Annotated in this window: 6 protein-coding genes; 3 read left to right on the top strand and 3 right to left on the bottom strand. The window is 40.5% G+C overall.

Features of this window, described 5'->3' with window-relative positions; all coding sequences use genetic code 11:
- Positions 1 to 144 precede the first annotated feature (144 nt).
- Positions 145 to 1,008 (top strand): STAS domain-containing protein, encoded by an 864-nt coding sequence (locus ACH0QE_RS06190; RefSeq protein ID WP_415799821.1) that lies wholly within the window; start codon positions 145 to 147, stop codon positions 1,006 to 1,008.
- A gap of 14 nt (positions 1,009 to 1,022) precedes the next feature.
- Here ACH0QE_RS06190 and ACH0QE_RS06185 read toward each other — a convergent pair whose 3' ends face one another.
- The 3 genes from ACH0QE_RS06185 to ACH0QE_RS06175 all read right to left on the bottom strand — a co-directional run bounded on the left by ACH0QE_RS06185 (position 1,023) and on the right by ACH0QE_RS06175 (position 3,839).
- The gene (locus tag ACH0QE_RS06185) at positions 1,023 to 1,979 is read right to left on the bottom strand and encodes a hypothetical protein (protein ID WP_415799819.1); all 957 of its coding nucleotides are present in this window, start codon (positions 1,977 to 1,979) and stop codon (positions 1,023 to 1,025) included.
- A gap of 139 nt (positions 1,980 to 2,118) precedes the next feature.
- Positions 2,119 to 2,319 carry a cold-shock protein gene (locus ACH0QE_RS06180; protein WP_415799818.1) on the bottom strand — a complete coding sequence of 67 codons (201 nt, stop codon included), beginning with the start codon at positions 2,317 to 2,319 and terminating at the stop codon, positions 2,119 to 2,121.
- A gap of 269 nt (positions 2,320 to 2,588) precedes the next feature.
- Positions 2,589 to 3,839, bottom strand: a complete 1,251-nt coding sequence (locus tag ACH0QE_RS06175) for an ATP-binding protein (protein WP_415799817.1) — start codon at positions 3,837 to 3,839, stop codon at positions 2,589 to 2,591.
- A 127-nt stretch (positions 3,840 to 3,966) separates the two neighbouring features.
- Between ACH0QE_RS06175 and ACH0QE_RS06170 the strand changes: the two genes are divergently transcribed.
- Entirely contained in the window at positions 3,967 to 4,137 is a 171-nt protein-coding gene (locus ACH0QE_RS06170; RefSeq protein ID WP_415799816.1) for a hypothetical protein, read from the top strand.
- Positions 4,127 to 4,906, top strand: a complete 780-nt coding sequence (locus ACH0QE_RS06165; protein ID WP_415799815.1) for a hypothetical protein — start codon at positions 4,127 to 4,129, stop codon at positions 4,904 to 4,906. Before ACH0QE_RS06170 ends, ACH0QE_RS06165 begins: the two co-directional genes overlap by 11 nt.
- Positions 4,907 to 5,304 lie beyond the last annotated feature (398 nt).

Raw genomic sequence — 5,304 nt, 5'->3', positions numbered from 1 at the left:
ATCAAAAATCACCTATAAAATCTACCTGAATTTTCCTTTATTTAGTCAATCGCTATAACTAATAGTGATAACATTTTAAATTTGACTTTTTAGTCGTTGTTTTTCACAATAGAAGTACGTCTAATCTATAAAGCAGGGATTTAAATGGAAACAAAAACAGAGGCATTATACAAGTTCCTGGTCGACAATTCGGCTAATTTTACCGATGACTGGCTGAAACGGCAACGCGTTATTCAGGGATCAGATTACTCTGCAGATGCACCGCCAGAAGTTATGAACAGGGTGAAGGAACAGAATTCAAATTATGTTCGTCTAGTAGCGAAATCACTTTATCAATCTGAGGAAGAGATGAAGGAAACGATCTCCGCCTGGACAAGCCAGACTGCAGCAGACCGAATTAAATCAAAAACTGACCTGACGGAAGTAGCGTGGAATTCTGGTGTGTTCCGTCGTGTTTATTGGGAATACATTCAAAGATTCGTAAAGCAAACGGACTTGGAGGTCACCTTCGACGACGTTTTTACATGGGAAAAGAAGATCAATTACACGCTTGATTATGTCTTTGAGTCCTTTATTATTGTTTTCATGGATATCCTTATGAATCGATTGGCCTCGCAAGCAACTCTAATTAAAGAATTGAGCGCACCAGTCATTACCCTGACAAAGGAAGTCGGCCTGCTGCCATTGATTGGTGAAATCGATACTACGAGAGCAAAAGGCTTGATGGAATCAACTCTTACACAAAGTATCGATGCCAGAATCAATACTTTGATAGTGGATCTTTCAGGAGTGGTGATGGTAGATACGATGGTAGCCCATCAAATCTTCAAACTGATGGATGCTCTAAAGCTGCTTGGCGTTCAAACTATCATTACAGGAATCCGTCCAGAGGTTGCACAAACAGCGGTCCAGCTGGGAATTGACTTTTCAAATATTATGACTGAAGGTAATTTGCAGAATGTAATCAAAAAATTCATTCAAAATTATAAACCTGCTAGCAACTGTTAGCAGGTTTTTCATTATTACGATGAGCATCCTCCGCCACAGCTTGAACAACTGCTGCTGGAACAGCTGTGGCCGCCGCCATCATTATGTGAATCATGTATGTCGCCTGAGCCGCAAAAAACGGCACTGCAGCCCGATGTTCCATATGCCTGGTGTGAATAAGCGTATGCTTGAGCATAATCCCAGTATTCATCAAAGTAATAGTAAGAATAAAACACCATTACTAGGCTCAATCCTGATAGGTCACCAAAAAGTCCTGGCCTTTCAAAAGCCCCTTTTCTATCAACATTGTACATTTCTTGCGCTTTTCTTAGTTGTGACCTCAGCTGCTTAATTAAATAATTCACCAGCTCCTGATTATCCTCAGTAATCCTGAAAAATTGCTGTTTCAGCTCATCGTCACTAAGTGAACCGATTTTTTGGAGTAGCTGCTGATCAAGTGGATAATGGAAAAAGTCTCCCCATGCCTGCCAGGTGTATTCTGTTATTTCAAATAGCTGTGCAAACACCCAATCAAAGAACGCCCGTTGCTGTGGTGCCGGTTCCGGCTCCAGGTTCGGCGTATGATGAAGCATCTTGCCAAGATATTTTTCAGAAAAAGCTTCATATTGCTTCGTGAACATCAGCATCTCATGCCAAATCTCATCGACCTTGCTGCTGAACATTGGAGTGCTTTTCATAAACGAATTAAGAAAGAAATATCGTTTTAATTCAAATAGACGCCATTCGAATTCATCATCCGAAATCTCGGGATGCTCGCTTAAAAAACGTAGTTTCACCTGCTGGATGAACTCATAAGAAAGTGAGTTCTCTAATTTTTTTAAGATAGCAGAAGCCGGAACGTCTTCCAGCAAACCAAGGTGATCAGGGATGTTCTCCTTCAATAAAACTTTTCTTTTACTTCCATTGCTAGAAAAATAAGCAATGGCAAAGAGTATCCCTGCCCCAGCCGCGATTGTAAAGAAGACACCCATTTTCATACACCTCACCATGTAAAATAGTTTTTATGGATATTACGTTTTACATAATGGAAAGGTTTCAAAGTAATTGGAAATTTTGGTACATTAAAAGCCCAGCCAGCTGGCTGAGCTAAAAAAGTCCGTTTTATAAAAATTATAGTTTAGTAACATTAGCTGCTTGTGGTCCGCGAGCTCCTTCAACAACCTCGAATGATACTTCCTGTCCTTCTTCTAATGTTTTGAAACCTTCTGTTTGAATAGCAGAGTAATGCACGAAAACGTCGTTGCCGTCTTCAGCTTCGATGAATCCAAAACCTTTTTCTGCATTGAACCATTTAACTTTACCGTTTTGCATGTGAAAAATCCTCCTAGATCGGCCGAACAAGCCATGATTAAAATTTAGCAAATCACAACGACTAGTTCCTCATACATGACCTATTCAAACGTGTAAAAACATTAGAATAAGCAAATTGCATAGTGCCTAATACGTGTGCAATCAGCTAATTTTAATATAGCAACCTTGAAATTTATTGTCAACAAAAGACAAACTTGACAAATTCTTCTGTCGGCAGCTTTTGACTGAGAAAAGCAGGATTATTTCCACCAACCATTGGACGAATCTTGTTAATTATCATCCATTAGATTACTGAATCGGATATGGAAGGTTGTTCCTTTGCCAACCTGGCTTTTCACTTCTACCTTGCCTCTCATGGCGCGGATGATGCTGAAAGTGACCATCATGCCAAGACCGGTTCCATGCTGACCTTTTGTCGTGTAGTATGGTTCACCAAGACGGGCAATCTGTTCTTCAGTCATCCCGAGACCTGTATCTCTCACGAGGATATGGATTACAGTTCCGGTGCGGAAGGTTTGAACGATAAGTTCCCCGCCGTTTGGCATAGCCTCCAAACCGTTCTTGATCAGGTTGATGAATGCTTGCTTGAATTTCGAACGATCTCCTGATATGACTAATTCCGGACTATACTTTTTTATAATTTGCACACCATTAAGGTTAGCCAATGGATTTAGGACATTAAGAACCTGATTCAATTCCTTATCGATTTCAATTTGCTCTTCCTTTTCGAAAGCAGGTCTTGCAAAAGTAAGATAGTCATTAATGACCTCTTCAGCACGATTTAATTCCTGGACCGCAATACCGATGAATTCCTTTTTCTTTTCATCGGGATAATCTTTCTCGCCGAGCAGCTGTAGGAATCCTTTCACAGTTGTAAGTGGATTACGGATCTCATGAGAAATAGCCGCACTTAAATGACTGACTGCTTCTATTTTATCAGCCTTCGCTAGTCTTTGTCGGATAATGAATGTTTGACGGATTGTCTCAATTGAATAGCTGACTAGACCTGAAGTTAGTGCGGGAATCAAAATGAAACTGATCCAGGCTTCTGGGTGTCTAATTGGTTCGCTGACTACCGTGACCATTTGCATTAGCAAAAAGGAAGTGATTACGGTCAATAAAACAGAGATACCGACCCTGCTGTTCAAGGTTAGCCTGTTGAACCAGGGATGAATCCATTTGAGAAGGATAGCAAGAGCTGAAAAGACCCCCACCGAGACCCAGAACCCATCGTTTATGCCTAACAAACCTCTCATAAGGATAGTGACGGCTGCAAGCAGAAAACTATATCCAGTATAGAGACTTCCAAGAATCATCGGCACCTGTCGAAGGTCAAAGCGAATTCCATCCTGGACTTGTACCGAAAAAATATAACATGTAAAAATCGATATAATGAAATAGAATAATTGATATCTTTCCCGGCTCTCTTCCTTTACTTGCCTTTCGATGATTAACTGTGTAAAAAACAAAAGGACAAGAAGAAGTGAGAGATTCATTAATAAATGCTTTGTAATTTCCACTGCAACACCACCATTAGTACTCACTAAGATAGTATTATAATCCAGTGCACAGCGCAAATTTTATCCAATTTCACCTTTCTATTCCCTGCCTTTTGTTTTATATTGGAAAAAAAGAGGGGTGTTTTGTATGTTGACGTGGATTATTATTTTTTTGCTTTTGCTAATACTCATTGATGTTGTAAGGCTGCATAAGAAGATTGATAAGTTGAATACTCATCTAAACCCTGTGTCACCGCCTCCAACGAATGAGGAAATTGAAAAAATGCTAACTTCGAAGAATTCTAGCTATGAAAAGTAAATGGCTTCCGTATGGGATAGTCCTATTAGCGATATTCCTGATCTTCACCATAGAGGGATTCCGAACCCTTATGCCGGAACAAGAAAAAGAACTATCTTTCAGCATTCCAGAAGCAGTAATCACAGTCGGAGGCCAGGAAGTCATATATAAATCAGGTACATTTGCATGGGTAGAAGTAGGCATAGGACCTGTCGTCGAACAGGATGAGCCACCCATCCTGTTCCATGACCTGCTGCCTGTCAGCGTGAAGCCGTTCAGCGAAATGAAGATCACTTTTCCCGAAAAAGCAGGAATTGACAATATTTCCGTTTACCGCTCACAGGGACAAGGAGATTTGGAGATGGGGAACCTTCCATTTGAAACAATTTTTGATAATACCTATACTTTTAATAATGTGGCTGGTCAAAGTACGGTCATCATCCAGGCTTCCAGTGGAGATCAAGTCTTTCATTATACTTTTCCATTAATCATTGAAGAATTGGTTGCTTATCAAGCACAACTTGCAGAAGAACCAGGCTACTTGGCTGTACTTGAACTGTATAAACCAGAAGCGCTGCAGGAAAATTGGGCTCTTGAGCAGGTAAATAACAAATATGTACATAAGGCACATTCTTTGAAGGTTAACAACCTTGAGGAAGCACCCCGGCAATTTCCTGATTTAAAAATCGATTCGCTGCCGTATTACGCCATTTTTAATCATGAAAGATTACTATACGAGGCATATAATCGGGATGACTTCTTTAAAATGTTGAAGATTGCGGCACCATAAGAAAAGCTGGATTCTAGCTCCAATAGAAAACGCCACCCATAAAGGATGACGGACAATTTTCTCGATTTTCTAGAGATTTCTGTCCGTCATAACCTGGATGACGGACAGTTTTTTCGATTTTTCATCGATTTGTGTCCGTCATAGCCTGGATGACGGACAGTTTTCTCGATTTTCCAGTAATTTGTGTCCGTCATAACCTCGATGACGGACAGTTTTTTCGAATCTCCTTCGATTAGTGTCCGTCATAACCTGGATGACGGACAGTTTTCCCGGTTCTCCACCGATTAGATGTCCGTCATAGCCCCGATGACGGACATTTATTCCGATACTTCCCTCAAATGTGTCCCTCATTTTTGCTTGCGCTTTTTATTTTTGAAAAGGTGGAGGACTTCCACCAG

It is taken from the genome of Mesobacillus sp., assembly GCF_047739415.1.
Taxonomy (GTDB): domain Bacteria; phylum Bacillota; class Bacilli; order Bacillales; family Cytobacillaceae; genus Mesobacillus.
This window is presented reverse-complemented; position numbering and strand designations above follow the sequence as displayed.

What these genes read in the sequence shown, in the direction of transcription:
- ACH0QE_RS06190 (WP_415799821.1), top strand. Translation starts at nt 145, where the DNA reads ATGGAAACAAAAACAGAGGCATTATACAAGTTCCTGGTCGACAATTCG.
- ACH0QE_RS06185 (WP_415799819.1), bottom strand. Translation starts at nt 1,979, where the DNA reads ATGGGTGTCTTCTTTACAATCGCGGCTGGGGCAGGGATACTCTTTGCC.
- ACH0QE_RS06180 (WP_415799818.1), bottom strand. Translation starts at nt 2,319, where the DNA reads ATGCAAAACGGTAAAGTTAAATGGTTCAATGCAGAAAAAGGTTTTGGA.
- ACH0QE_RS06170 (WP_415799816.1), top strand. Translation starts at nt 3,967, where the DNA reads ATGTTGACGTGGATTATTATTTTTTTGCTTTTGCTAATACTCATTGAT.
- ACH0QE_RS06165 (WP_415799815.1), top strand. Translation starts at nt 4,127, where the DNA reads ATGAAAAGTAAATGGCTTCCGTATGGGATAGTCCTATTAGCGATATTC.